The 1254-nt window shown below is 44.9% G+C and carries 1 protein-coding gene; it reads right to left on the bottom strand.

The annotated features are described in order from the left end of the window. The coding region (gene murD / locus GMD4S_RS09025) for a UDP-N-acetylmuramoyl-L-alanine--D-glutamate ligase (RefSeq protein WP_000863066.1) at nt 1-1216 on the bottom strand (1216 nt) is incomplete at its 3' end. Nucleotides 1217-1254: the final 38 nt, after the last annotated feature.

Here is a 1254-nt window from a genome sequence, read left to right as displayed (position 1 = left end):
TCGCATCAGCAATATCTGTCGCATCTACATAAGTCACACCAGCCTTCTCTGCTGCCCGTTTGACACGTTCTGCAGACTGACCGAGGATGACCATCTTCTTGAGCCCAGTAATATCTGGAACCAATTCGTCAAACTCATTGCCACGGTCCAAACCACCTGCAATCAAGATAACCTTGCTGTTGTCAAATCCTGATAAGGCTTTTTGAGTAGCCAGGATATTGGTTGACTTGCTATCGTTATAGAATTTGACCCCCTTGATTTCATCCACAAACTGGAGACGGTGTTTGACACCACCAAAGGCTGAAAGAGTTTCCTTGATGATTTGGTTATCTACACCACGTAGCTTGGCTACTGCAATGGTCGCAAGGGCATTTTCCACATTGTGGCTACCTGGAACACCGATTTCACTCGCTGCCATGACCACTTCCCCACGGAAGTAGAGCAGACCGTTTTCTAGATAAGCCCCATCAACCTTTTCCTTTGTTGAAAATGGTACAACAGTAGCCTCTGTTTTTGTGGCCAAGTCTTTTGCCAAGTCTTGGTTAAAGTTCAAGACAAGAAAATCAGCTGCTGTCATCTTGTTCTGGATATTCCACTTGGCTGCCACATACTCCTCAAAAGAACCATGATAGTCTATATGAGTGGGCATGAGGTTGGTGATAACCGCAATCTCAGGATGGAATTCTTGTACACCCATCAGTTGGAAAGAAGAAAGCTCCATGACGAGCGTGTCCTTGGCTGTCGCAGTTTGAGCAACCTGACTAGCAGGATAGCCGATGTTCCCTGACAAGAGACCGCGTTGACCAGCAGCAGTTAAAACTTCCCCAATCATGGTCGTTGTGGTTGTTTTCCCATTTGAACCAGTGATACCGATAATTGGCGCATCTGAAATCAAATAAGCCAATTCTACCTCAGTCAAGACTGGAATCCCCTTTGCCAGCGCTTTTTCAATCATGGTATTGCTATAAGGAATCCCTGGATTTTTCACCATCAGAGCGAAATCCTCATCCAATAATTCCAAAGGATGCCCACCAGTGACAACCTTGATCCCGTCCTCTAACAGACTTTGCGCAGCAGGATTTTCCTCAAAAGGCTTGCCGTCATTTACTGTCACAATAGCACCTAGCTTGTCTAGCAAACGGGCCGCAGACTCACCAGACTTAGCTAAACCTAAAACAAGGACTTTCTTATTTTTAAATTGATCGATTACTTTCATGTCTCAAACTCCATTTCTACTCCTACTATTTTACCATT

This window comes from Streptococcus sp. GMD4S (assembly GCF_000296955.1).
This window is presented reverse-complemented; position numbering and strand designations above follow the sequence as displayed.